This is a genomic window from Streptomyces sp. NPDC051020, assembly GCF_040683105.1.
Classification (GTDB): Bacteria; Actinomycetota; Actinomycetes; order Streptomycetales; family Streptomycetaceae; genus Streptomyces.
Genome location: NZ_JBFBCG010000005.1, coordinates 18513 through 41375, shown reverse-complemented (window position 1 = coordinate 41375; position 22863 = coordinate 18513). Strand labels below are relative to the sequence as shown.

20 protein-coding genes, 3 tRNA genes and 1 pseudogene are annotated in these 22863 nt (G+C 68.4%); 6 read left to right on the top strand and 18 right to left on the bottom strand.

Going from position 1 to position 22863, the window contains the following annotated elements; translation table 11 throughout:
* Window positions 1-17 precede the first annotated feature (17 nt).
* The 8 genes from rpoB to AB0N06_RS04415 all read right to left on the bottom strand — a co-directional run bounded on the left by rpoB (window position 18) and on the right by AB0N06_RS04415 (window position 8579).
* Window positions 18-3503 (bottom strand): DNA-directed RNA polymerase subunit beta, encoded by a 3486-nt coding sequence (rpoB, locus tag AB0N06_RS04450; RefSeq protein ID WP_366133242.1) that lies wholly within the window; start codon window positions 3501-3503, stop codon window positions 18-20.
* A 599-nt stretch (window positions 3504-4102) separates the two neighbouring features.
* Window positions 4103-4486 (bottom strand): 50S ribosomal protein L7/L12, encoded by a 384-nt coding sequence (gene rplL, locus AB0N06_RS04445; RefSeq protein WP_114246089.1) that lies wholly within the window; start codon window positions 4484-4486, stop codon window positions 4103-4105.
* 111 nt (window positions 4487-4597) lie between these two features.
* A complete protein-coding gene (gene rplJ / locus AB0N06_RS04440) occupies window positions 4598-5128 on the bottom strand; it encodes a 50S ribosomal protein L10 (RefSeq protein ID WP_093540771.1) in 531 nt (176 codons plus the stop codon).
* Window positions 5129-5697: 569 nt separating this feature from the next.
* Window positions 5698-6420, bottom strand: a complete 723-nt coding sequence (rplA, locus tag AB0N06_RS04435; RefSeq protein ID WP_358856896.1) for a 50S ribosomal protein L1 — start codon at window positions 6418-6420, stop codon at window positions 5698-5700.
* A gap of 80 nt (window positions 6421-6500) precedes the next feature.
* Window positions 6501-6935, bottom strand: a complete 435-nt coding sequence (gene rplK / locus AB0N06_RS04430; RefSeq protein ID WP_358856895.1) for a 50S ribosomal protein L11 — start codon at window positions 6933-6935, stop codon at window positions 6501-6503.
* A gap of 231 nt (window positions 6936-7166) precedes the next feature.
* A complete protein-coding gene (nusG, locus tag AB0N06_RS04425) occupies window positions 7167-8039 on the bottom strand; it encodes a transcription termination/antitermination protein NusG (protein WP_366133241.1) in 873 nt (290 codons plus the stop codon).
* A gap of 73 nt (window positions 8040-8112) precedes the next feature.
* Window positions 8113-8400 carry a preprotein translocase subunit SecE gene (secE, locus tag AB0N06_RS04420; protein WP_037687986.1) on the bottom strand — a complete coding sequence of 96 codons (288 nt, stop codon included), beginning with the start codon at window positions 8398-8400 and terminating at the stop codon, window positions 8113-8115.
* A gap of 106 nt (window positions 8401-8506) precedes the next feature.
* Window positions 8507-8579: transfer RNA gene (locus AB0N06_RS04415), tRNA-Trp, on the bottom strand.
* Between the two features lie 225 nt (window positions 8580-8804).
* Here AB0N06_RS04415 and AB0N06_RS04410 point away from each other — a divergent pair.
* Both AB0N06_RS04410 and AB0N06_RS04405 read left to right on the top strand, forming a co-directional pair.
* A complete protein-coding gene (locus AB0N06_RS04410; protein ID WP_366133240.1) occupies window positions 8805-10031 on the top strand; it encodes a pyridoxal phosphate-dependent aminotransferase in 1227 nt (408 codons plus the stop codon).
* A gap of 240 nt (window positions 10032-10271) precedes the next feature.
* A complete protein-coding gene (locus tag AB0N06_RS04405) occupies window positions 10272-11297 on the top strand; it encodes an adenosine deaminase (RefSeq protein WP_366133239.1) in 1026 nt (341 codons plus the stop codon).
* Between the two features lie 50 nt (window positions 11298-11347).
* On the opposite strand, the gene AB0N06_RS04400 is transcribed toward AB0N06_RS04405, so the two are convergent.
* Window positions 11348-11953: a TetR/AcrR family transcriptional regulator gene (locus tag AB0N06_RS04400; RefSeq protein WP_366133238.1), complete on the bottom strand. Its 606-nt coding sequence runs from the start codon at window positions 11951-11953 to the stop codon at window positions 11348-11350.
* An 86-nt stretch (window positions 11954-12039) separates the two neighbouring features.
* On the opposite strand from AB0N06_RS04400, the gene AB0N06_RS04395 reads away from it, so the two are divergent.
* Entirely contained in the window at window positions 12040-12675 is a 636-nt protein-coding gene (locus tag AB0N06_RS04395; RefSeq protein WP_358856889.1) for an NAD(P)H-binding protein, read from the top strand.
* Window positions 12676-12688: 13 nt separating this feature from the next.
* Here AB0N06_RS04395 and AB0N06_RS04390 read toward each other — a convergent pair whose 3' ends face one another.
* The 8 genes from AB0N06_RS04390 to AB0N06_RS04355 all read right to left on the bottom strand — a co-directional run bounded on the left by AB0N06_RS04390 (window position 12689) and on the right by AB0N06_RS04355 (window position 17715).
* A complete protein-coding gene (locus AB0N06_RS04390; RefSeq protein ID WP_366133237.1) occupies window positions 12689-13744 on the bottom strand; it encodes a UDP-N-acetylmuramate dehydrogenase in 1056 nt (351 codons plus the stop codon).
* A gap of 93 nt (window positions 13745-13837) precedes the next feature.
* Complete coding sequence (locus AB0N06_RS04385) at window positions 13838-15262, bottom strand: DHA2 family efflux MFS transporter permease subunit (RefSeq protein ID WP_366133236.1); 1425 nt, start codon at window positions 15260-15262, stop codon at window positions 13838-13840.
* 297 nt (window positions 15263-15559) lie between these two features.
* Window positions 15560-16108, bottom strand: coding sequence for a TetR/AcrR family transcriptional regulator (locus AB0N06_RS04380; protein ID WP_366133235.1), 549 nt, complete (start codon window positions 16106-16108; stop codon window positions 15560-15562).
* A 162-nt stretch (window positions 16109-16270) separates the two neighbouring features.
* Window positions 16271-16699, bottom strand: a complete 429-nt coding sequence (locus AB0N06_RS04375; RefSeq protein WP_366133234.1) for a MaoC family dehydratase — start codon at window positions 16697-16699, stop codon at window positions 16271-16273.
* On the bottom strand, window positions 16699-17151 hold the full coding sequence (locus AB0N06_RS04370; protein WP_366133233.1) for a MaoC family dehydratase N-terminal domain-containing protein: 453 nt from the start codon (window positions 17149-17151) through the stop codon (window positions 16699-16701). Before AB0N06_RS04370 ends, AB0N06_RS04375 begins: the two co-directional genes overlap by 1 nt.
* Before the next feature lie 117 nt (window positions 17152-17268).
* The gene (rpmG, locus tag AB0N06_RS04365) at window positions 17269-17433 is read right to left on the bottom strand and encodes a 50S ribosomal protein L33 (protein WP_003956487.1); all 165 of its coding nucleotides are present in this window, start codon (window positions 17431-17433) and stop codon (window positions 17269-17271) included.
* An 89-nt stretch (window positions 17434-17522) separates the two neighbouring features.
* Window positions 17523-17595: transfer RNA gene (locus AB0N06_RS04360), tRNA-Met, on the bottom strand.
* 47 nt (window positions 17596-17642) lie between these two features.
* A tRNA-Thr gene (locus AB0N06_RS04355) sits at window positions 17643-17715 on the bottom strand.
* Between the two features lie 368 nt (window positions 17716-18083).
* On the opposite strand from AB0N06_RS04355, the gene AB0N06_RS04350 reads away from it, so the two are divergent.
* Together AB0N06_RS04350 and AB0N06_RS04345 are read left to right on the top strand one after the other, a co-directional pair.
* Window positions 18084-19346 (top strand): amidohydrolase family protein, encoded by a 1263-nt coding sequence (locus AB0N06_RS04350; RefSeq protein WP_366133232.1) that lies wholly within the window; start codon window positions 18084-18086, stop codon window positions 19344-19346.
* A 34-nt stretch (window positions 19347-19380) separates the two neighbouring features.
* A complete protein-coding gene (locus AB0N06_RS04345; RefSeq protein WP_366133231.1) occupies window positions 19381-20037 on the top strand; it encodes an SDR family oxidoreductase in 657 nt (218 codons plus the stop codon).
* A 279-nt stretch (window positions 20038-20316) separates the two neighbouring features.
* On the opposite strand, the gene AB0N06_RS04340 is transcribed toward AB0N06_RS04345, so the two are convergent.
* Window positions 20317-22311, bottom strand: coding sequence for an NAD(P)-binding protein (locus tag AB0N06_RS04340; RefSeq protein ID WP_366133230.1), 1995 nt, complete (start codon window positions 22309-22311; stop codon window positions 20317-20319).
* Between the two features lie 402 nt (window positions 22312-22713).
* Between AB0N06_RS04340 and AB0N06_RS04335 the strand changes: the two are divergent.
* A pseudogene (locus AB0N06_RS04335) lies at window positions 22714-22851 on the top strand (hypothetical protein); the annotation flags it as partial.
* Window positions 22852-22863 lie beyond the last annotated feature (12 nt).

The following is a 22863-nucleotide window of genomic DNA, read 5'->3' as shown; positions in this document are numbered from 1 at the left end:
GGCGGCCGGCCGGCCCGTCAGACCTCTTCGACGCTGCTCGGCTCGCGCCGGGACAGGTCGATACCGAGCTCCTCCGCCGCGCGGAAGACGTCCTCGTCCGTGTCGCGCATCTCGATGGACATGCCGTCCGAGGAGAGCACCTCCACGTTGAGGCAGAGCGACTGCATTTCCTTGATGAGCACCTTGAAGGACTCAGGGATGCCCGGCTCGGGGATGTTCTCGCCCTTGACGATGGCCTCGTAGACCTTCACGCGGCCGGTCACGTCGTCGGACTTGATCGTCAGCAGCTCCTGGAGGGCGTAAGCGGCGCCATATGCCTCCAGCGCCCACACCTCCATCTCACCGAAGCGCTGTCCACCGAACTGAGCCTTACCACCCAGCGGCTGCTGGGTGATCATGGAGTACGGACCCGTCGAGCGAGCGTGCAGCTTGTCGTCGACGAGGTGGTGGAGCTTGAGGATGTACATGTACCCGACCGAAACCGGGTCCGGGAACGGCTCACCGGAGCGGCCGTCGAACAGCTTGGCCTTGCCGGAGGGCTGAACCAGGCGGTCGCCGTCGCGGTTCGGGATCGTGGCCTCGAAGAGGCCGGAGATCTCGTCCTCGCGCGCACCGTCGAAGACGGGGGTGGCGACGTTGGTGCCGGGGGCGACCTGGTCGGCGCCGATGGCCTGCAGGCGCTTGGCCCACTCGTCACCGAGGCCGGAGACGTCCCAGCCGCGGCTGGCGAGCCAGCCGAGGTGGATCTCCAGGACCTGTCCCGGGTTCATTCGGGACGGGACACCCAGCGGGTTGAGGATGATGTCGACCGGGGTGCCGTCCTCCAGGAACGGCATGTCCTCGATCGGGAGGATCTTCGAGATGACGCCCTTGTTGCCGTGACGGCCGGCGAGCTTGTCACCATCGGTGATCTTGCGCTTCTGCGCGACGTAGACGCGGACCAGCTGGTTCACGCCCGGCGGCAGCTCGTCGCCCTCTTCGCGGTCGAAGACGCGGACGCCGATGACCTTGCCGATCTCACCGTGCGGCACCTTCAGCGAGGTGTCGCGCACCTCGCGCGCCTTCTCACCGAAGATCGCGCGGAGCAGGCGCTCCTCGGGGGTCAGCTCGGTCTCACCCTTGGGCGTGACCTTGCCGACGAGGATGTCACCGGCGACGACCTCGGCACCGATACGGATGATGCCGCGCTCGTCGAGGTCGGCGAGGACCTCTTCGGAGACGTTCGGGATGTCCCGGGTGATCTCCTCCGGGCCGAGCTTGGTGTCACGGGCGTCGACCTCGTGCTCCTCGATGTGGATCGAGGAGAGGACGTCGTCCTGCACGAGGCGCTGCGACAGGATGATCGCGTCCTCGTAGTTGTGACCCTCCCACGGCATGAACGCCACGAGCAGGTTCTTGCCGAGCGCCATCTCACCGTTCTCGGTGGCCGGCCCGTCGGCGAGGACCTGGCCCTCGATGACCCGGTCGCCCTCGGAGACGACGACCTTCTGGTTGACCGAGGTGCCCTGGTTGGAGCGCGAGAACTTGGCGATGCGGTACGTGGTGTACGTGCCGTCGTCGTTGGTGACGGTGACGTAGTCCGCGGAGACCTCCTGGACCACACCGTCCTTCTCGGCCTTCAGGACGTCACCGGCGTCGGTGGCGCAGCGGTACTCCATGCCCGTGCCGACGAGCGGAGCCTCCGACTTAATCAGCGGCACCGCCTGACGCATCATGTTCGCGCCCATGAGGGCACGGTTGGCGTCGTCGTGCTCCAGGAAGGGGATCATCGCGGTCGCGACGGACACCATCTGGCGCGGCGAGACGTCCATGTAGTCGACCTCGGCCGGCGGCACGTAGTCGACCTCTCCGCCACGACGGCGGACCAGGACGCGGGGCTCGGTGAAGCGCAGCTCCTCGGAGAGGGTCGCGTTCGCCTGGGCGATGACGAAGCGGTCTTCCTCGTCAGCGGTGATGTAGTCGACCTCGTCGGTGACCTGGCCGTCGACGACCTTGCGGTACGGCGTCTCGATGAAGCCGAACGCGTTGACACGTCCGTACGAGGCGAGCGAACCGATCAGACCGATGTTCGGGCCTTCAGGGGTCTCGATCGGGCACATGCGTCCGTAGTGGGACGGGTGCACGTCACGGACCTCGAAGCCGGCCCGCTCACGGGAGAGACCACCCGGGCCAAGTGCCGACAGACGGCGCTTGTGGGTGAGACCCGACAGCGGGTTGTTCTGGTCCATGAACTGAGACAGCTGGCTGGTGCCGAAGAACTCCTTGATGGAGGCGACGACCGGCCGGATGTTGATCAGGGTCTGCGGCGTGATCGCCTCGACGTCCTGGGTCGTCATGCGCTCGCGCACGACGCGCTCCATACGGGCGAGACCCGTACGGACCTGGTTCTGGATGAGCTCGCCGACGTTGCGCAGACGACGGTTGCCGAAGTGGTCGATGTCGTCGGTCTCGACGACGATCGTCCGGCCGGACTCGCCGACCGTCTCGGTCTCCCCGGCGTGCAGCTTGACCAGGTACTTGATGGTCGCGATGACGTCGTCGGTGGTGAGCACCCCGGCGTCCAGCGGCTCATCGGCGCCGAGCTTCTTGTTCACCTTGTAGCGTCCGACCTTCGCGAGGTCGTAGCGCTTCGGGTTGAAGTAGAGGTTCTCGAGCAGCGTCTGAGCGGCCTCGCGGGTGGGCGGCTCGCCCGGGCGCAGCTTGCGGTAGATGTCGAGCAGCGCGTCGTCCTGGCCCTGGGTGTGGTCCTTCTCCAGGGTGGCGCGCATGGACTCGTACTCGCCGAACTCCTCGAGGATCTGCTCGGTGGTCCAACCGAGAGCCTTCAGGAGAACGGTCACGGACTGCTTGCGCTTGCGGTCGATGCGGACACCGACCATGTCGCGCTTGTCGATCTCCATCTCCAGCCAGGCACCCCGGGACGGGATGATCTTGGCGGAGAAGATGTCCTTGTCGGACGTCTTGTCGATGGAGGAGTCGAAGTAGACACCCGGCGAGCGGACGAGCTGCGACACGACGACACGCTCGGTGCCGTTGATGACGAAGGTGCCCTTGTTGGTCATGAGCGGGAAGTCGCCCATGAAGACCGTCTGGGACTTGATCTCGCCGGTCTCGTTGTTGGTGAACTCGGCCGTGACGAAGAGCGGGGCGGCGAACGTGAAGTCGCGCTCCTTGCACTCGTCGATCGAGTTCTTCGGGGGCTCGAAGCGGTGGTCGCGGAACGTAAGCGACATCGACCCGGAGAAGTCCTCGATCGGTGAAATCTCCTCGAAGATTTCCTCCAGGCCGGACTTGGTGGGGACGTCTTGTCCACTGTCCAGAGCAGCCTCGACGCGAGCCTTCCAGGCGGCATTGCCGAGGAGCCAGTCAAAGCTCTCGGTCTGCAGCGCGAGGAGGTTCGGAACCTCGAGGGGCTCCTTGATCTTTGCAAAAGAGATGCGCAGCGGGGCGGTGCTGGCACCGTTGTTCGTATTCGCGGTCGAGGCGTTGCGCGAGGCGGCCAAGAGGGGGTCCTTCCGAGGGCTCGGACTCACTACGCGCGTACCGGTCCCAAGTTGGACACGGAGACAGAAATCCCAGGTCAGAGACGTTCGGTCGTCGGTGCTCAAGCGTGGGCATGCCCCTGGTGACGGGCAGGAGGCAGCTAACAGGCAGCGCAAAGGGACAGTGTAGCCAAACGGCACACTGATGTCCAGTCCGGGTTCTCAGAGACCCTTGTAGCTCGCAACAGCTGTTCTCAACACCTATGAATCGCCCTCGCGCGGGATGCGCTCTTCTTTACTGCCCGCTTCGTCATCGATCCATGCCTCGAATCCGGATCGATGTGACGACGCGTCCTGAGAATTGCGCGCCGCGTGCGGTTCGTCAAGGCCCCCCTGCCAGGACAGAGCCGCCGAGACCGTCACCCGCCGCCCCTCGGCATCGGCCGACGGCCCCGAGAGGCGTACGGCGAAGATCACCCTACTCGTCAACCGCGGAAGAGCAAGGCAACCGCCTCGGGTACGCCGAAGGGCGACCACCCGTACGGGTGCTCGCCCTTCGTGATGTGACTGCCCGTGCCGTGCGGCGCGGGCCGTCAGAAGGAGTCAGCAGACTCCCTGAGTCACTTGACCTCGACGGAAGCGCCGGCGGCCTTGAGGGACTCGGCAGCCTTCTCGGCGGCCTCCTTGGCGACCTTCTCGAGGACCGGCTTCGGGGTGCCGTCGACGAGGTCCTTGGCCTCCTTCAGACCCAGCGAGGTCAGCTCACGCACGACCTTGATGACCTGGATCTTCTTCTCGCCGGCGCCGGTGAGGATGACGTCGAACTCGTCCTTCTCCTCGACGGCCTCGGCAACGGCGCCCGGGCCGGCCGGACCGGCGACGGCGACGGCCGCAGCGGCGGTGACGTCGAACTTCTCCTCGAAGGCCTTCACGAACTCGGAGAGCTCGATGAGGGTCATCTCTTCGAACTGCGCGAGCAGGTCGTCCTGGGACAGCTTCGCCATGATGGCGTCCTTCCACTAATTCGGCAGGTGCCGGATGTACATGTAGGCGGGCGTACGTTCGGCCCGCTGCGACCGTCTCCCTAGTGGGCGACGATCATTGCGCGAGCCGAATTACTCGGCACCGCCCTGCTCTTCGAGCTTGACGCGAAGCGCCTCCGCGGTGCGGACGAACTTCGACGGCAGCGCCTGGAAGAGCGAGGCAGCCTGAGACTGCTTGCCCTTGAAGGCACCGGCCAGCTTGCTGAGCAGAACCTCGCGGGACTCGAGGTCCGCAAGCTTCTTGATCTCATCGGCGGACAGCGCCTTGCCATCAAGGACACCGCCCTTGATGATCAGGTTCGGGTTCTCCTTGGCGAAGTCACGAAGACCCTTCGCCGACTCCACCGGGTCACCGGTGATGAAGGCAACCGCCGTCGGACCAGTGAACTGGTCGTCCAGCGAAGTGATCCCGGCCTCGTTGGCCGCAATCTTGGTCAGCGTGTTCTTCACCACGGCGTACTGGGCGTTCTCACCGAGCGAACGACGCAGCGTCTTGAGCTGCGCCACGGTGAGACCCCGGTACTCGGTCAGCACGGCGGCGTTCGAGCTGCGGAACTGGTCCGCGAGCTCGGCTACCGCGGCAGCCTTGTCGGGCCTTGCCATGAGCGTCGGCCTCCTTCCGGGTGATGAGGACCGCTCAGAAGGGGCCGGGAAAGACGAAACGCCCCGGCGCAGGCGCCAGGGCGTAGCTCGACCGAACGAAGTCCGGGAGCTTTCCACAGTCACCTGCGCAGGTCGCCCGCACTCAACGGATCCTTCGGTCACTGCCCCTCTTGCGAGAGCGCAGCAACGACCAGCGGTCTTTGGCTTCTGGAGGAGAGTACGCGACCGGGGTCGCGCCTAGCAAATCCGTCCCGGTTCGGGCGGTGCGGGAGGTTTAGACCGACCGGCACATGGCAGGTGGCCTCGCGGGGCTGCCCGGCTGCTCCACGAGCTTCTGGACGTCCATCGTGCCGGCAGCAGGAGGCTCCTCGACCGTGACCTGGGTGCCGCACCGGCGTCGAGCCGGGAGTCCTTCGCGGTCGGCCTGCCACGTCGGCCGTCCCGGAGTAGGGCGTCGTGGCGACGCCCCGTACGTCCCCTGGTGGATACGAGGACGGGCCCCGCACCTCGAAAGGTTGCGGGGCCCGTCCATGTCACACGTGACACGGCTTTCGTGCGAGCGCGGAGGCTCAGACGGCGGCCGGGTCCTCCTCGACGAGGAGGTTACGGGTGCGGTTGGCGTCCAGCGGGATGCCGGGGCCCATCGTGGTGGCCAGGGTGGCCTTCTTGATGTAGCGGCCCTTGGCGGCGGACGGCTTCAGACGGAGGATCTCCTCCAGCGCCGCGGCGTAGTTCTCGACCAGCTTCGTGTCATCGAAGGAGACCTTGCCGATGATGAAGTGCAGGTTCGAGTGCTTGTCGACACGGAACTCGATCTTGCCGCCCTTGATGTCGTTGACAGCCTTCGCGACATCGGGGGTGACCGTACCGGTCTTCGGGTTCGGCATCAGACCACGCGGACCGAGCACGCGGCCGAGACGGCCGACCTTGCCCATGAGGTCCGGGGTGGCGACGACGGCGTCGAAGTCCAGACGGCCCTTCGCCACCTCGTCGATGAGCTCGTCGGCGCCGACGATGTCGGCGCCCGCGGCTTCCGCGGCCGCAGCACGGTCACCGGTCGCGAAGACCAGGACCCGGGCGGTCTTGCCGGTGCCGTGCGGGAGGTTCACGGTGCCACGGACCATCTGGTCGGCCTTGCGAGGGTCTACACCCAGGCAGAACGCGACCTCGACGGTGCCGTCGAACTTGGTGGTGGCGGTTTCCTTGGCGAGACGGACGGCCTCGAGGGGGGCGTAGTTCCGCTCCCGGTCGACCTTGGCGTCCGCAGCGCGGAGGTTCTTGCTGCGCTTCACTTCTGCTCCTGTGGTTTCAGGTGTGGAGGCGTGGTACGGGCCAGCGCTTGGCCCTGCCACTGAAGGACTACGGGGGCTGATCAGCCCTCGACCGTGACGCCCATCGAACGGGCAGTGCCGGCGATGATCTTCTCGGCGGCGTCCAGGTCGTTGGCGTTCAGGTCGGGCAGCTTGACCGTGGCGATCTCGCGGACCTGGGCGCTCGTGAGCTTCGCGACCTTGGTCTTGTGCGGCTCGCCGGAGCCCTTGTCCACACCTGCGGCCTTGAGGATGAGCTTGGCAGCCGGCGGGGTCTTCGTCACGAAGGTGAAGGAACGGTCCTCGTAGACCGTGATCTCCACCGGCACGACCATGCCACGCTGCGACTCGGTCGCGGCGTTGTAGGCCTTGCAGAACTCCATGATGTTGACGCCGTGCTGGCCGAGCGCGGGGCCGACCGGCGGGGCCGGGTTGGCCGCACCGGCGTTGATCTGGAGCTTGATAAGCCCCGTGACCTTCTTCTTCTTGGGAGGCATTGCTCTCTCCGGGTCCTAGTGAGAGTTTTTCGCCGTCATCCGGTCATCCGGATGCAGGCATACCGCACAACGATAACGGGTATAGCTGCGCGACCAAAAACCGAGCAGGTCAGAGAAGCTGCGAAGCCTCTCTGACCTGCTCGGTAGGCATGTGTCCAGGAGTCGGCGGAAACCGCTGGTGCCGTGACCGGCAAGCGTTGCCCGACGGGGCAAAGCTTGCCGGGAGGGGCACTAGTTCTTCTGGATCTGGTCGAAGCTGAGCTCGACCGGGGTCTCGCGGCCGAAGATCTCGACGAGACCCTTGACCTTCTTCGAGTCGGCGTTGATCTCGTTGATCGTCGCCTGCAGTGTCGCGAACGGGCCGTCGGTGACCGTGACCGAGTCGCCCACCTCGAAGTCCAGCACCTGGACCTCGACCTTGCGGGACGGAACCGGCTTGCCCTCGGCCTCCGCGGCCTCGCGGGCGGCCTTCTCCTCGGCCTCCGGGGCGAGCATCTTGACGATCTCGTCCAGGGTCAGCGGGTACGGGTCGTAGGCGTTGCCCACGAAGCCGGTGACGCCGGGCGTGTTGCGGACGACGCCCCAGGACTCGTTCGTCAGGTCCATGCGCACCAGGACGTAACCCGGGAGCTTGTTCTGACGGACGTTCTTCCGCTCGCCGTTCTTGATCTGGACGATCTCTTCCTCGGGCACCTCGGCCTGGTAGATGAACTCCTCGACGTTGAGCGAGACGGCGCGCTGCTCCAGGTTGGCCTTCACACGCTTCTCGTAACCGGCGTACGTGTGGATGACGTACCACTCGCCGGGGAGACCGCGGAGCTCGTCACGGAGCGCGGTGACGGCGTCGACGGGAGCGGCCGCCTCGACCTCTTCCTCGGCCTCCTCGGACGCGCTGTCCTCGTCCTCGGAGTCGGTCTCGTCCTCGGAGTCGTCCTCGGCGTGCAGGGCGGCCTGCTCGGCGGGCTCGCCCGCGGCGGCGTCGCCGGCTTCGGCCTGGTCCGGCTCCACAGCGTCCGCCGCCTCGACGATCTCGAACTCGTCCTCGGCGGACTCGACGTCGCCCGCCGTCGAGTCGACGGCGTCGTTCAGGTTCGGGTCAGACACGGTGGCTGCTTCTTCCTGGATACAAATGGGTGGAACATGCGAAAGGGGCGCCCTTGGGGCGCCCTCCGCGGGATCAGCCGAAGACGTACTTGATGACCCGCTGGAATCCGAAGTCAATCACGGTCACAAGACCGATCATGACGACGACGAAGACAATCACCACGGACGTGTACGTCGTGAGCTGGTTACGAGTCGGCCAGACAACCTTGCGCAACTCGGCGATGATCTGGCGGTAGAACAGCGCGAGACGGCCCAGGGGGCCCTTCTTGCCGCGCTTGCCGCCCTTCCGAGTCTTCTTCTTCGACTCGGGTACTTCATCCTCAGCATCAGGCATGTCGATGGAGCCCACGGCGTCCGTCACGCTACTCACCTGATTCCGGGTCATGGCCGTGCCGCGCCCGGTGGAGCCGCACGGCGGTGCATTGAAGTACGTACATGCGCACACATCCTGGCGAAGGAGTGTGTAGCAGGGCCGGAGGGACTTGAACCCCCAACCGCTGGTTTTGGAGACCAGTGCTCTACCAATTGAGCTACGACCCTTTGTGGTTTCCACCAACCTACCGCATCTTTCCCGATACCCCGGGTGCAGCAACGGTGTGGCTGGTGAAGGCCAACGACAGGTGAGTGTACGTGCTCAGCGGCCCGGCGTCGAACAGACAGCTCCCGACAACTCGTGGCCGCATCTTGTCCGCATGCTGTCCGAGTCCTGTCCGGTCCCTGAAACCCGTGTGCCGACAGGGATCGGGGTCTGGGACGATGGGACCCATGAGCGCTGCAACTCCTCCCTCCGAGCGCCGGGTCTCCGCCCGCATCGGTGCCATCTCCGAGTCCGCCACCCTCGCCGTCGACGCCAAGGCCAAGGCCCTCAAGGCCGCCGGCCGTCCGGTGATCGGCTTCGGTGCCGGCGAGCCCGACTTCCCGACCCCCGGCTACATCGTCGACGCCGCGGTCGAGGCCTGCCGCGACCCGAAGTACCACCGCTACACCCCCGCCGGCGGGCTCCCCGAGCTCAAGGCCGCCATTGCGGAGAAGACGCTGCGCGACTCCGGTTACGAGGTCGACGCCTCCCAGATCCTGGTGACCAACGGCGGCAAGCAGGCCATCTACGAGGCGTTCGCCGCGATCCTCGACCCGGGCGACGAGGTCATCGTCCCGGCGCCGTACTGGACCACCTACCCCGAGTCGATCCGTCTCGCCGGCGGCGTCCCGGTGGAGGTCGTGGCCGACGAGACCACCGGCTACCGGGTCTCCGTCGAGCAGCTGGAGGCAGCGCGCACCGAGCGTACGAAGGTCGTCCTGTTCGTCTCCCCGTCGAACCCGACCGGTGCGGTGTACAGCGAGGCCGACGCCAGGGCGATCGGCGAGTGGGCCGTCGAGCACGGCCTGTGGGTGCTGACCGACGAGATCTACGAGCACCTGGTCTACGGCACCGCGACGTTCACCTCGCTGCCGGCGCTCGTGCCCGCCCTGCGCGAGAAGTGCATCGTGGTCAACGGTGTCGCCAAGACGTACGCGATGACCGGCTGGCGGGTGGGCTGGCTCATCGCCCCGAAGGACGTCGTCAAGGCCGCGACCAACCTGCAGTCGCACGCCACGTCCAACGTCTCCAACGTCGCTCAGGTCGCCGCGCTGGCCGCCGTCTCCGGGAACCTGGACGCGGTCGCCGAGATGCGGACCGCCTTCGACCGCCGTCGGCAGACCATCGTGCGGATGCTGAACGAGATCGACGGCGTGCTGTGCCCGGAGCCCGAGGGCGCGTTCTACGCCTACCCGTCGGTGAAGGCGCTGCTCGGCAAGGAGATCCGCGGCCGGCGCCCGGCCACCTCGGTCGAGCTGGCGGCACTGATCCTGGACGAGGCCGAGGTCGCGGTCGTTCCGGGCGAGGCCTTCGGCACGCCGGGCTACCTGCGGCTGTCGTACGCACTGGGCGACGAGGACCTCGTCGAGGGCGTGTCGCGGATCCAGAAGCTGCTGGGCGAGGCGAAGGCCTGATCAGCTTCGGACCTGCGAACGGGTCTCCGGTGAAATCCGGAGACCCGTTTGTGCGTTCAGGCAATACTCGTTCGGTGAACCGGGCTGCCTGATTCGAGATCCTTACGGCAGGATCTTCGAGTGACTCCTCCCCCTTCAGCAGGGGGCTTCTCACTTGGCCTACTGTGCGGCCTCATGACGGACAAGCCCTGCCCGGCGCCCTAGCGGCACAGGTCGGAGCGTAACAGTTACGGAGGGTGAATGGACGCCGTTCGCAACCTTCACCTGCTGCCCAAGGCTCACCTGCACCTGCATTTCACCGGGTCGATGCGGCCCACGACGCTGCTCGAACTCGCCGACAAGTACGGCGTACGCCTGCCGGAGGCACTGACCGGCGGCGAACCGCCCCAGCTGCGCGCCACCGACGAGCGCGGCTGGTTCCGCTTCCAGCGGCTCTACGACATCGCCCGGTCCTGTCTGCGGGCGCCCGAGGACATCCAGCGGCTGGTGCGCGAGGCGGCCCAGGAGGACGTCGCCGACGGCTCCGGCTGGCTGGAGATCCAGGTCGACCCCACCTCGTACGCCCCGCTGCTCGGCGGGCTGATCCCGGCGATCGAGATCATTCTGGACGCGGTGGACGCCGCCGCCCGCGAGACCGGGCTCGGGATGCGGGTGGTGATCGCCGCGAACCGGATGAAGCACCCACTGGACGCGCGGACGCTGGCACGGCTCGCCGTGCGGTACGCGGACCGGGGCGTCGTCGGATTCGGGCTCTCCAACGACGAGCGGCGCGGGATGGCGCGCGACTTCGACCGGGCCTTCTCCATCGCCAGGGAGGGCGGCCTGCTGGCGGCCCCGCACGGCGGGGAGCTGGCCGGCCCTTCGAGCGTGCGGGACTGTCTGGACGATCTGGACGCGGCCCGGATCGGACACGGCGTGCGGGCCGCCGAGGACCCGCGGCTGCTGCGCAGACTGGCGGAGCGCGGGGTGACCTGCGAGGTGTGCCCGGCGTCGAACGTGGCGCTGGGCGTCTACGAGAAGCCGTCGGACGTACCCTTGCGCACTCTGTTCGAGGCCGGGGTGCCGATGGCGCTCGGCGCGGACGACCCGCTGCTCTTCGGCTCCCGGCTGGCCGCGCAGTACGAACTCGCACGCCGCCATCACGCGTTCACGGACGAGGAGCTGGCGGAGCTGGCGCGGCAGTCGGTACGGGGGTCGGCGGCGCCGTCCGACGTCCGGGGGCGGCTGCTCTCCGGGATCGACGACTGGCTGGCGAAGCCTGCCTGACAGCGCGACGGCCGGGAGCCGGGCCCACCATCGAGCCCGCACCGGCCCGGCTATGCCCCGATTCCGTGCAGCACCGTCCACGCCACGGACGCGGCGAACTCGTCGAGTGACTGCGGCGGGCGGCCCTCGTCCGTCGCGTCGTAGGCGAACGCGCGCTGGACGCAGGCGCCGAGCAGCAGCGACGCGGCGGCGTAGGTGTCGGCACCGGGCCGGACGCGGCCGGCGGACTGTTCGCTGCGGAGGTAGGCGGCGACGCCCTGGATCGGCAGGTGCGGGCCGGTGCCGAGCTCTCGCATGGCCGCGTCGTGGCGGTTCTTGAGCCGCGGCTCGGCGTAGAGGGAGGCGGCGATCGGGAAGCTCTGGGCGTAGAAGAGCGCGGCCTCGCGGGCTATCTCGGTGAGGTTCTCCTCGACCGTCCGCTCCCCCGCCGCCGGGTCGGCGGTCAGCTGCCGCAGGAGCGGGTTGAGCTTGGGCAGCCGCTCCTTGAGGACAGCCACGAACAGCTCCTCCTTGCTCGGGAAGTGCTTGTAGAGGGCCGCCTCCGAACAACCCGCGGCCCGGGCAATTTCCTTGGTGGTGGCCCGGGCCAGGCCGATGGTGAGCATCAGCTGGTGGGCGGCGTCGACGATGCGGACACGGGCCGGCTTCTGCTCCATGTGCACTCCAATGAGGCTTGACGCGTGGTGAGTATCCACTCACTCTAGAGGTGAGTGAATACTTACCCACCCCGGGAGGGTGCGCAATGAGACTCACGGTGTTCGGCGCGACAGGCGGCATCGGCCAGGAGATCGTCCGCCAGGCGGTGGCCGCGGGCCATGACGTGACGGCAGTGGTCCGCGATCCGGCACGGCTGCCGGTCCCGCTCTCCGACGTCACGGTTCACGCAGCGGCGCGGATCGACGATCCGGAGGCGCTGCGCGAAGCCGTCGCCGGGCGGGACGCGGTGCTCTCCGGACTCGGCTCGCGCGGCCGGAAGGCCGACGGGATCGCCGAGCGGCTCACCGGCTCGGTGCTGCGCGCGATGGAGGCGGAGGGGACGCGGCGGCTGCTCGTGGTGAGCGCGGCCCCGGTCGCGCCGAAGCCGGCGGACGCTCCGTTGCTGGACCGGATGATGCTGAAGGCGATCGGAGCGATCCTCAAGGAGGTCTATGCCGACCTGACGCTGATGGAGGCCGCACTGGCCCGAAGCGCGACGGACTGGACGTCGGTCCGGCCGCCGAAGCTCACCAACGGGCCGCTGACCGGGACGTACCGGACGGTCTACGGCGGCAATCCGCGAAGTGGCCGGTCCATCTCCCGGGCCGATGTGGCACACGCGATGCTGGCGCTGATCGACGATCCGGCGGCGGTGAAGCAGGGCGTGGGCGTGGCGTACTGACGCCGCACCCGCGTCAGAGGGTGACGCCGACCGTCACCGGTTCGTTGACGAGCGTGACGCCGAAGGCGTCGTGAACGCCCGCGACGACCTCGCGGGCGAGGGCGAGCAGGTCCTCGGTGGTCGCCGCGCCGCGATTGGTGAGGGCGAGCGTGTGCTTGGTGGAGATGCGGGCGGGCCCGGTTCCGTACCCCTTGGTGAATCCGGCCCGGTCGATGAGCCAGGCGGCCGAGGTCTTGGTGCGTCCCCCGTCCGCGGGGAAGGCGGGGGGCGTCACCTCGGGGCCGAGCCGGTCCTTGGCACGGGCGAGGAACGCCTCGTACTGCGCGCCGTCGAGGATCGGGTTGGTGAAGAAGGACCCTGCCGACCAGGTGTCGTGGTCCTCCGGGTCGAGCACCATGCCCTTGCCGGCCCGGAGCCGCAGCACGGTCTCACGGGCCGCCGCCGCGGGCACCCGGTCGCCCTGTTCGACACCCATGGCGCGGGCCGTCTCGGGGTACTTGAGGGGCGCGGAAAGACCGCCCGCGTCTTCCAGCTCGAAACGGACACGCAGCACCACGAAGCGGTCGGGTTCGGCCTTGAAGCGGCTGTGGCGGTACGAGAATGCGCACTCGGCGTTCGGGATGGTGACCGTTTCACAGGTGTACCGGTCGTAGGCGACGACTTCCGTGATGGTCGACGCGACCTCCTGGCCGTACGCACCGACGTTCTGGATCGGCGTCGCACCCGCCGAGCCGGGAATTCCGGCCAGGCACTCGATGCCCGCGAGACCGGCATCGACCGTGCGGGCGACGGCGTCCGTCCAGATCTCGCCGGCGGCCAGTTCCAGCGTCGTACCGGAGAGCGCGAAGCCCTTGGTCGCGATGCGCAGAGCGGTGCCGTCGAAGCCCTTGTCGCCGATGACCAAGTTGCTGCCGCCGCCGACGACGAGGAGCGGAGTGCCGTACTTGTCGGCCTCACGCACGGCTTCGACCACCTCGGCGTCCGTCGTTGCCGTGAGGAGGCGGGCCGCGGGGCCGCCGAGCCGGAAGGTGGTCAGGGGGGCGAGAGGGGCGTCGTGGAGTTCCTGCACGGGGACAAGAGTACGGTCCGCGGCGCCACCGCTCGCGCGGGGCCACGGACCGTACACACAGGGCAGCCGGGTCGGACCGGACCGCGCCACGGATCAGGCAGCGACGGCGGACCACTCCTCGACCGGCTCCGGCGCCGCCGCCGGGCGGCGGCCCGGGATCAGCAGTGCCACGAGCGCGGCGAGCGCCACGAAACCGGCACCGATCCAGACCGCCGGGACGGTCCCGTCCGTGAAGGACTGCGCGGAGCCGTAACCGCCCTGCGCGGAGAAGACCGAAGCGAGCACCGCGACCCCGAGGGCTCCGCCGACCTCACGCAGGGCGTTGTTGGCGCCGGAGGCAATGCCCTGCTCGGCGGGCCGGACGCTCGACATGACGAGGCTGGCGGCCGGCGCGAAGTAGAGCGCCATGCCGACACCGCCGATCATCAGGGCGGGCAGTTGCGCGGTGTACGAGGCATCGGGGGCGATGACCATGGCGAAGAGGGCCAGCCCGACGGCCTGGAGCGCGAGACCGGTCACGACGACCGGGCGCCCGCCGAACCGGTCGGAGAGATACCCGGCCATCGGAGCGACCAGCATCGGCATGCCGGTCCAGGGCAGCATCCGCAGCCCTGCCTCGGTCGGCGAGTAGCCCAGCACGCCCTGGAGGTACTGGCTGAGCAGGAAGATCGATCCGAACATCCCGAGGAACATCAGCAGGCCGGCCATGTTGATCCCGAAGAACCCGCGGTTGCGGAAGAGCCGCATCGGCAGCATCGGGTTCTTCGCCCGGAAGCCGTGGTGGACGAAGCCGCCCATCAGCGCGGAACCCGCGATCAGTCCGGTCAGGACCGTGGGGCTGGTCCAGCCGTCCGCGTTGGCGTTGACCAGCCCGTAGACGATGCCGAAGAGACCTCCGCTGACGAGGAGCGTGCCGGGGATGTCGAGCCGGGCATCCGCGGCGTACGACTCCGCCAGGCGCAGCCGGGCCAGCGGCAGCAGGACCAGGCCGACCGGCACGTTCAGCCAGAAGATCCACTGCCAGGAGATGTGCTCGGTCAGGCTGCCGCCGATCAGCGGACCGCTGGCCACGGCGAGTCCGGTGACGGCGCTGAAGATCCCGAGGGCCATGCCGCGGCGGGCGGCCGGCACGGCGGCCGTGAGCAGGGTGAGTGTCAGCGGCATCATGATCGCCGCACCGACGCCCTGGACGGCCCGGAAGGCGATCAGCTCGTTGATCCCGGACGACAGGGCCGCCGCGGCGGAGGCACCCGTGAAGACGGCGAGCCCGGCGAGGAAGAGCCGCCGCCGCCCGAACCGGTCGCCGAGAGCGGCGCCGAGCATCAGCAGAACGGCGAAGGTCAGGGTGTACGCGTTCACCGTCCATACGAGCTCTGCCGGCTCGCCGCCGAGACCCTTGCGGATGGAGGGCAGGGCGGTGGTGACGACGAGATTGTCGAGGGCCGCCATGAAACCGGCCACGCTGGCGATGACGAGCGCCCAGACCGCCCCTGAGCGGCCTGTCGTGTGCTGATTCACTGCGCCCCCTGTGGGTTAGTTATTAATGACTAACTTTCCTTGGCAGAAAACCGGGCCGAACCCGGGTCGCACTGTTCGGACGGCCGGCCGCACTCAGAGGAGCTCACAAAATGGGCGCCCGGCTCGCGACGCCTGGCACGCACGCTCACTGCGTTGCCGAAATGCCCTAGTAGCTCCTTCCCCAAGCTCTCAGCTTCGTTCGAGCAGGGGAGGCCCCATCCGAGGACCTTCCAGCGCCTTGCGATCGCACGCACCAGACGCCGCGAGCTGATCGGACTCCCATTTCGTGAGCTCCTCTCAGGCCCCCGGCTGCCCCGAGGGATAGAAACCGGCCCAGACGCGGTGACCGACCGGGAAGCCGAGCGAGGTCAGGGTGTTGACGAGCATGCCGTACGCGAGGAAGGTCGTGGTCTCACCGAGATCGGCGCCGAGCGCGAGGTGGACCTCGTCCCACATCTGCAGCCAGCCGGCCCGCGCCGACTCACCGAACTCGTGGTCGCCGGAGGCCTCGGCCGCCGCGATCGCCGCATACATCTGCATCTGCATCAGCAGTTTGTCGGGGTCGTCGACGATGAGGCGCTGATACGCCGCCGCCATGGCGTGGAGCGCCTCCTGCCCCTCCAGGCCCTCACCGGCCTCGGCGAAGACCTTCCGGGTGTCCGCCAGGCAGCGGTCGGAGGCGGCAAGGAACATGGCCTGCTTGCTGGGGAAGAGACGGAAGAGATACGGCTGCGAGACGCCTACCCGCTTGGCGATCGCCTCCGTGGAGGTGGCGTTGTACCCACCGCGGGCGAACTCGGTGATCGCCGCACGGATGACGCTCTCGCGCCGCTCCTCTGCACTCATCCTGACCATGCAGCTAAGTTAGTAGTCAATCACTAACTTCGTCAAGCGGTACGGAACAGCCGGTCCGAAACATGACGCGACGGCCTCGCGCATACGAGTACGGGCGAGGGGCACCCCCCAGCGGAGAGTGCCCCTCACTCATGAACGTGGCTCGACAACGGCTCAGGCGAGCCGCACAACGGCGCGGGACATCCCCAGCACCTTCTTGCCCTCGCTCATCACCGTCAGGTCCACTCGCACCTGCTTGTCGTCCAGCAGGGCCGCCACCTTGGCACCGACCTCGATCAGCGCACCCTTGTCGTCGTTCGGCACGACGACCGGCTTGGTGAACCGCACCCCGTACTCCACGACCGCACCCGGGTCGCCGGCCCAGTCCGTGACCACCCGGATCGCCTCCGCCATGGTGAACATGCCGTGCGCGATCACATCCGGCAGCCCGACCTCGAGGGCGAACTTCTCGTTCCAGTGGATCGGGTTGAAGTCACCGGAGGCGCCCGCGTACTGCACCAGCGTCGCGCGGGTCACCCGGAAGGACTGCGGCGGCAGCTCCGTACCGACCTCGACCGATGCGTAACTCACCTTCGCCGTCATCACGCCTCCTCGGCGGCGCGCGCCACCAGCTTCGTCCACGCGGTCACGACATGCTCGCCGGCCTCGTCATGGACCTCACCACGGATGTCGAGAATGTCGTTGCCCGCCATGGACTTGACGCCCTCGATCGTCGAAGTGACCGTCAGCCGGTCCCCCGCCCGCACCGGACGCGCGTACACGAACTTCTGGTCACCATGCACCACACGGCTGTAGTCCAGGCCCAGCTGCGGGTCCTGCACCACCTGCCCCGCAGCCTTGAAAGTGATCGAGAAGACAAAAGTGGGCGGCGCGATCACATCGGAATGCCCGAGCGCCCGGGCGGCCGCCGGATCGACGTACGCGGGATTGGTGTCTCCCACCGCCTCGGCGAACTCACGGATCTTCTCCCGGCCGACCTCGTACGGCGCGGTGGGCGGATAGGTCCGCCCGACGAAGGACTGGTCGAGCGCCATGGGCTCGCTACCTCCTGATGAAAGACGAAAAGGCCGATGAACAACCCTGTACGGGACAGTCCTATACAACGACACGAGGCCGCCCCCAGTAGGGACGGCCTCGTGTACGAGCCTGATTCAGCGCGTTTCGCGGTGCGCAGTGTGCGAGTTGCAGCGCGGGCAGTGCTTCTTCATCTCAAGACGGTCCGGGTTGTTACGCCGGTTCTTCTTGGTGATGTAGTTCCGCTCCTTGCACTCCACGCAGGCCAGCGTGATCTTCGGGCGGACGTCGGTGGCAGCCACGTGAGTGCTCCTTGGACGGACGGATGAACGGATGAACGCAAAAAAGAGTAGCCGATCGAAGGACCGACCCCACAATCGGCTACCGTAAGTAGCGGTGACCGGACTTGAACCGGTGACACAGCGATTATGAGCCGCTTGCTCTACCGACTGAGCTACACCGCTTTGATGACGGATCCCCCCGCCGTGAGGCGGGGTTCTCCGATCACCAGAGCCCCAATACGGAATCGAACCGTAGACCTTCTCCTTACCATGGAGACGCTCTACCGACTGAGCTATTGGGGCGAGCGATGAAGACATTACACGGTCCTCCGCCGATCGCCCAAATCCGTTTCGGAGCCCCCCGCCACAGCGGTGACCGGCCCTGCCCCGATCCCCCGACCGACCCCCGATCCACGACCGGCGGACGACCGGCCGGGAGCCCGGCCGGCGGCCGGAACCACCGCCTGATCAGCAGGTGACCGGCAACCCGGCCGGCGCCGCGAGCCACGCCCGGCCGGCCTCGGAACCGCCATCGCGCCGGCCCCTCCCACCCGCCGCGCACACCTCACGAGGCCACACCGGTACGACTATTTCCCTCCTCCTCGAACCAGGACGAACACGCCCCTAGGCTCGACTCACTCTGCGTGATCTTGCACCCTCCCAGGAGCGCGATGCCCGACAGCCGGCCGCGGCAGCCCGACGACCACGCCGCCACCGAAGCAGGCGCCCTGATCCTGTGCGGCGCCCGGCTCACCGACGGCCGCATCGTCGACGTACGGCTCGGCCGCGGCCGCATCGAGGCCGTCGGCACCACAGGCAGCCTGACCGCCCCCGGCCCCCGGGTCGACCTGCGCGGCTATCTCCTGCTCCCCGCCCCCGCGGAACCCCACGCCCACAGCGACACCGCGCTCACCGCCGACAGCACCGGCCCCGACAGCTCCTCACCCGCCTCGCACCACCCCGAGGACATTCAGCGCCGCACCACCGAAGCCGCTCTGCTGCAACTCGGCCACGGCGCCACCGCTCTGCGCTCACACGTACGGATCGGGGACGTCACCGGACTCGCCGGCCTCGAAGCAGTACTCCAGGCACGCCGCTCCCTGCACGGACTCACCGAACTGACCCCGGTCGCCGTACCCCGTCTGCTCACCGGAATCGCAGGCGCCGACAGCCTCGCCATGCTGCGCGACGCGGTGAGAACAGGAGCCGTCGTGATCGGCGGCTGCCCCGAGCTCGACCCCGACCCGGCCGGATACACCGAAGCCGTCCTGGAGATCGCCGCGGAACACCACTGCCCCGTCGACCTGCACATGGACGGCGACGACCCCGCCCGCCTCGCCCGGCTCGCCGCCATGGCCGCCGGACACCGGCCCGGCGTCTCCATAGGCCCCTGCGCCGCCCTCGACCGGCTCCCCCCGGAAACCGCGACCCGCGCCGCCGATCGGCTCGCCGCCGCCGAAGTGACCGTGATCTGCCTCCCCCAGGGCGGCTGCTGCGGCACCGAACGCAGGGGCACCGCGCCCGTACGCCTGCTGCGCGCCGCCGGCGTGCGCACAGCGGCAGGCAGCGGGGCACTGCGCGACGTCGCGAACCCCGTGGGCCGCGGAGACCCGCTGGAGGCCGCCTACCTGCTCGCCTCACAGAGCGGCCTACGCCCCGAGGACGCGTACGACGCCGTCTCCACGGCCGCCAGGAAGGCCATGGGGCTGCCCGAGATCCGCGTCGAGGCAGGCTTCCCCGCCGAACTCCTCGCCGTACGCGGAGAACAGCTCGCCGGCGCGCTCTCGCTCGCGTACAGCCGGATCGTCGTGCACCGCGGACGCGTGGTGGCCCGCACCAGCGCGGTCCGCGAGTACTGCGACTCCGAGACCGTCGTCGCACTCGATCTGCCCCGCCAGGCCCGCCCTGAACCCGGGCCGGGCGGCGGGTCCTGAGCGGGGCGGCGTGCCGCGGCGTACGGTCGTGACTATGCGCATTGTCATCGCAGGTGGACATGGTCAGATCGCGCTGCGGCTGGAGCGGCTGCTCGCTGCGCGCGGAGATGAAGCGGTCGGCATCATCCGCAACCCGGGACAGGGCGAGGACCTCCGGTCGGGAGGCGCCGAACCGGTCGTCCTGGACCTCGAATTGGCCTCCGTGGACGAAGTGGCCGAGGTGCTGCGCGGCGCCGACGCGGCGGTATTCGCGGCCGGCGCGGGCCCGAACAGCGGAGCGGCCCGCAAGGACACGGTGGACCGCGGTGCGGCGGTGCTGTTCGCGGACGCGGCGGAACGGGCGGGCGTACGACGCTGCATCGTGGTCTCCTCCATGGGCGCCGATCCGGACCACCCGGGCGACGAGGTCTTCGACGTGTACCTGCGGGCCAAGGGCGCCGCCGACGCTTACGTACGCTCCAGGACCGCACTCGACTGGACGATCCTGCGCCCCGGAATGCTCACCGACGACGCGGGCAAGGGGCAGGTTCTGCTGGCAGCCTCAACGGGGCGCGGAACGGTACCGCGCGACGACGTGGCGGCGACGCTGCTGGAACTGCTGGACACCCCGGCGACAGCGGGACTGACCCTGGAACTGATCTCGGGGAACGTGCCGTTGGCGGTGGCGATGAAAGACGTCGCGGGGAACTGAGCGGGGCGACGGGGGGAGGAGCACAGAGCCCTGAACGCCCCTCCCCCCTCTCCCTCGCTCTCCCTTGCACGACGTGTCTTCGGCCGAACGGGTGACCATCAGCCGCCCGCGTCGTTGATCCTCCCGACGGCTCGTGAGTCCCGCCCGGAGAGGATCCATGCGTCGCTCAACAGCCCTGATCGTCTGACTGGCGCCTCGGTTGTCCTCAGCGGGAATCGTCGGCTGTCCGGGCGGTGCCGTCGTGCGCGCCGTGATGTGGGCGGGCCATTTCGGGCGCCGTCAGAAGGCGATGCCGTCGACACCGCGGGAGACGATGTCGCTGGGCTTGCCCGCCAGGTCGCGGACCGCCCGCCAGGCCATGTCCATCGCTGAGTCGACGTAGGCACGAGGGGCCGAGTCGGTGTTCGCGATCGCGACCCGCCCCCACGTCCGCCGGGCGACGTGGCTCGGCAGCTCGCCGTAGGGCCAGAACGTGTCCCAGGGACGGCCGTACTCGTAGGCGTAGGCGTGGGCCCAGCGGTTGACCGTGATGCCCTTGATGTCGCGCGCCGGGTCGAAGCCACCCGGGCCGAGGGCGCGGGCCAGCTGGTCGCGAAGATTGCGCTCCATCTCTGCGAAGCTCGTCCTGATCAGCTCGCCCCGGCCTGCCGCGCCCTGCCGGCGGGGCGGGAGACCGGGCCGGCACGCCGCGCGAGAGACATGCAGGATCGCGGACTCGCTCGGCTTGTCGGGGAAGCGGTAGCCACCCATGCTGACCGGGAAGTCCAGTTCGGCGCCCGTCCAGTAGCCGGTCGGGAACCGAACGCTGGAGATCTTGAGGTTGTCCAAGGCCTTCCAGTTGCGGACCAGAACGCTGGTGTACACGAGGGCAAGACGCGGGCTGTCCTTGAGAGCGTCCCGCTGCCGCTGAGGGATCTCGCTGGTCAGGAACGGGATGATCTGGTTGTTGCAGGCGAGAACGACGTGCTCGGCGCGGATGGTCTCCAAGCGGTCCTTGCGCACGTAGGAGACCTGCACCTGGCGGGCGGAGTCCGGGTCGCCCTCGTGTACGACGCGCACCGCCGGCGAGTTCAGCCGGATCCGCACGTTGTTGCGGCGCCGATCGAGCTCGCCGTACTGGATCCGACTGGTCGGGATGGTCTCCATCCCCTGACCCGGCATGGCATGCGGGATCAACTTCCGCACGAGCGAGTAGACGACCCCTGCGTTGCCCTCGGGGAAGTGGTAGATGTAGTCGTCCTCCGAGGTCCACACCTTGTGGCCGGTAGGCGCGATCCGCGGATCGGGGCCACCGTCCCAGTCGAGGCCGAGCCCGTCGAATCCGGCGAACTCGATCGACGCGTCGAGCGCCCCGACGGCGTCGGCGCCATAGCCCCAGTTGCCGTTCGGCGTGGTCTGCAGGAACTTCTGAGCGTCGGGGTGTGCCTTGACGTAGTCGCGCAGGTAGTCGAGGTAGGTGATGTCGGCGAGCTTGTCCTTCTTCTGCTGGTCGGAGAGCCCGGGCATCCAGTCCCGGGGGTCGTCGTAGATGGCGGCGAGGTCGGCCTTGGCTTGGGCCGCCATCGGCGCGCCCTCGAGGATCGTCGAGTACGGCGTGCCGCGCTGCCAGGTGACCAGGTGGTCCTTGCCCCAGGACTCCTTGTCGAAGAACAGGCCACGCCCCAGGCCGTGGCGCGCGTTGAAGCCGGAATCGAAGTACTTCTCGAACCGCTCGACGCGGATCCCGATGTCGGTGAGCAGTTGTCGGGCGGGCGGCGCGTACGTCGAGGGCGACTCCAGCGATTGCGACCCGCCGTAGCTCAGCAGTGTTCGAGCGGTGGTGCGGAACTCGTTGCGCCGCGCGTGCCCGCCGATGTCGTCCATCGCATCGAGCACGAGGATTTTGCAGTTCTTGCCGAACTCCATCTGGTAGTAGCGCGCAGCCGAGAGCCCGCTGATGCCGCCGCCCACGACGACGAGGTCATACTTCTCGTGGGTGTCGCGGGGCTCCGGCGCGTCGTCCCAGAAGGTTCCGTCTCGCAGGGCGTGCGGCACCTTCATGGCGGCGTCGGAGTACCCGCGCAGGCCTTGCCAAGTCGGCGGGTAGTAGCGTGCATCGGCCCTCGGGGCCTCGGCGGCCGAGGCCGGCCCCGCCGCCGCGCTGCCCGCGATGCCCCCCGCCACCAGCGCGCCCACGCCCAGGGCGACGCCGTCCAGGAAGTCGCGACGACGGATCTTCCGGTTCATGCCCAGCTCGTCGTTGGTGAAGTCGCTCAACTGGCTCGCCCCCAACACTCTCGGAGAATGTGCGGATCCAAGCGTCATGCGGATCGTTCGCAACTGAATCCGCACAGCAACGCGGCCTGATGCTACGGATCTGCTCATCGGCGGTCAATGGTGCGGTCAATGGTGCTCGGGTCGCCGGGAGGCCCGAACGGACCGCATCTGGCGCCGTAGTTCGTCGCGCAGGACATCCAGGACCAGCCGCCCGGCGGGCGAGGAGGAGCGTGACGTGTGCGGGAAGGTCCATTGCCGGGCACCCGCAGGCGACACCGATAGGGCCTAGGCGTATTGCCCTATCGGCGAGCCGACCGCATCCACGGGCGAACCGTCGGCCGGCATCACCGCCATACGAGGGGCCGGTACGGCGGCTGGAGCGGCCAGGGGCGTTCCGAAGTCCTGGCCCATAACGGTGCCGTGACCATCAGTCAGCCACTGGCGGCTCAGGCCGGCCCGCGGATCCTGCACCTGCAGCAGGGCGGCAACTCCGTGGACGGCGCCGCGGCGAAGGCAGCGGTCCTGGGGTTGACGGAGCCGGGCAGCGCGGGCATCGGCGGAGACGCATGT

What these genes read in the sequence shown, in the direction of transcription:
- rplL (WP_114246089.1), bottom strand. Translation starts at nt 4,486, where the DNA reads ATGGCGAAGCTGTCCCAGGACGACCTGCTCGCGCAGTTCGAAGAGATG.
- rplK (WP_358856895.1), bottom strand. Translation starts at nt 6,935, where the DNA reads ATGCCTCCCAAGAAGAAGAAGGTCACGGGGCTTATCAAGCTCCAGATC.
- AB0N06_RS04370 (WP_366133233.1), bottom strand. Translation starts at nt 17,151, where the DNA reads ATGGCGCTCGACCAGTCCTTCGTCGGGCGGACCTATCCGCCCACCGCG.
- AB0N06_RS04380 (WP_366133235.1), bottom strand. Translation starts at nt 16,108, where the DNA reads ATGAGTGCAGAGGAGCGGCGCGAGAGCGTCATCCGTGCGGCGATCACC.
- AB0N06_RS04400 (WP_366133238.1), bottom strand. Translation starts at nt 11,953, where the DNA reads ATGGAGCAGAAGCCGGCCCGTGTCCGCATCGTCGACGCCGCCCACCAG.
- AB0N06_RS04375 (WP_366133234.1), bottom strand. Translation starts at nt 16,699, where the DNA reads ATGACGGCGAAGGTGAGTTACGCATCGGTCGAGGTCGGTACGGAGCTG.
- AB0N06_RS04405 (WP_366133239.1), top strand. Translation starts at nt 10,272, where the DNA reads ATGGACGCCGTTCGCAACCTTCACCTGCTGCCCAAGGCTCACCTGCAC.
- AB0N06_RS04395 (WP_358856889.1), top strand. Translation starts at nt 12,040, where the DNA reads ATGAGACTCACGGTGTTCGGCGCGACAGGCGGCATCGGCCAGGAGATC.
- rplJ (WP_093540771.1), bottom strand. Translation starts at nt 5,128, where the DNA reads ATGGCAAGGCCCGACAAGGCTGCCGCGGTAGCCGAGCTCGCGGACCAG.
- AB0N06_RS04350 (WP_366133232.1), top strand. Translation starts at nt 18,084, where the DNA reads ATGCCCGACAGCCGGCCGCGGCAGCCCGACGACCACGCCGCCACCGAA.
- AB0N06_RS04410 (WP_366133240.1), top strand. Translation starts at nt 8,805, where the DNA reads ATGAGCGCTGCAACTCCTCCCTCCGAGCGCCGGGTCTCCGCCCGCATC.
- AB0N06_RS04345 (WP_366133231.1), top strand. Translation starts at nt 19,381, where the DNA reads ATGCGCATTGTCATCGCAGGTGGACATGGTCAGATCGCGCTGCGGCTG.